Origin of the sequence: Novacetimonas maltaceti, from assembly GCF_002906255.1 — a bacterium.
Lineage (GTDB): Bacteria > Pseudomonadota > Alphaproteobacteria > Acetobacterales > Acetobacteraceae > Novacetimonas > Novacetimonas maltaceti.
Map to the genome: position 1 here is coordinate 1 of NZ_POTC01000136.1, position 1,183 is coordinate 1,183.

Sequence of the window (1,183 nt, forward strand, 5' to 3'; positions counted from 1 at the left end):
GGGTCTGGGTCAGGTTGTAACCACCCCCGATGTCAACATACGGACCGGTGATCGTCGTGGCCATCGAGGCCGCCGGGGCGGCAGCCATCAGGGTCGTTGCCAGTAACGCCGTGCGAAGACGCATATTTTCGTCCTTCCTTAAGACTCGTTCTTTATAGTCGTGCCGCTGGGATCTGTGCGGTCGCTCGTCAGCTTCATGCGTAACATCCTATACCGCTATCGGTTTCGTTTTAGAAACCCATCAGTTTGGCAGGGCTGATATTACACTTATAATACGTATACACGATATATTATAATGACATGATAATAAAGGATATTTTAAGGGTTTTTCGCATTGTTTCCCTGTGTTTCCGCAAAGGAACGCAGGATGGCGATGCCGGTTTCCTTCGGGCGTGGCCATAATAACACAATTCGCCACAGCCGGAGTCTATGGCGTCTCGCGACGATCCGCTGTTGTGGAGGACACGCCCGGCGATGGCGGGGCGGCGGCATCCTGTGCGGCGTCATGTGCAAAGACGTGCCTGCGGCTGATATGGAAATTGGCCGCCATGCCACTGAGCGCCCCTGCGGCCAGTGCGAAGACGGGGTGGAGTCGGCACGTGGCCGACAGGTGGAACAGCGCAAGGACGCAGCCCCGGTTCAGGCCGAATCCAACCATGTTGCCTGCCATGAACCGTGCCCATTGATACAGGGCGTGATGTCTGCTTTTCCGGTCGCGGAAGGTCCATAGCCGGTTGCACAGCCAGTTTGCCGAGGCGGCGACAAAATAGGCAACGATGGCAGCCCAGCCCAACCCGATCAGCGGGCGCAGGGCATAGACGGTGGCCGTATCCCATCCCAGGCCCAGAACTCCGACAATCCCGAAGCGCAGGAACTGGAAGACGGGGGCAGGGGATCTGTCTGGCACCGAATACATGCCTTCCTTCTGGAGTAGGGAGCAGTTCATCAGGCCGTACAGCAAAAAGGGAGTGCCGAGGCACTCCCTTCTGCTGAAACCAGTCTGTCTGACCGTGTGATCAGTGCAGGATGATTTCGACGCGACGGTTCTGGGGTTCACGCGTATCCGGGCCGGTCGGGACCAGCGGGTGCGCTTCGCCATAGCCGTGGATGTCGATGGCGTTGGCAGGCACGCCGTCACGGATCAGTTCAGCCTTCACGCTGTCGGCGCGACGCATGGACAGGC

Annotated in this window: 2 protein-coding genes and 1 pseudogene; all 3 read right to left on the bottom strand. The window is 58.5% G+C overall.

Translation table 11 applies throughout. From position 1 onward, the window contains the following. Positions 1-124, bottom strand: a pseudogene (locus tag KMAL_RS17085) (OmpA family protein); the annotation flags it as partial. 303 nt (positions 125-427) lie between these two features. Continuing rightward, positions 428-907, bottom strand: a complete 480-nt coding sequence (locus tag KMAL_RS16670; RefSeq protein WP_239020201.1) for a GtrA family protein — start codon at positions 905-907, stop codon at positions 428-430. A gap of 109 nt (positions 908-1,016) precedes the next feature. Next, positions 1,017-1,183 (bottom strand): OmpA family protein (locus KMAL_RS16675; RefSeq protein ID WP_180999866.1); only part of this gene is annotated, 167 nt, incomplete at its 5' end.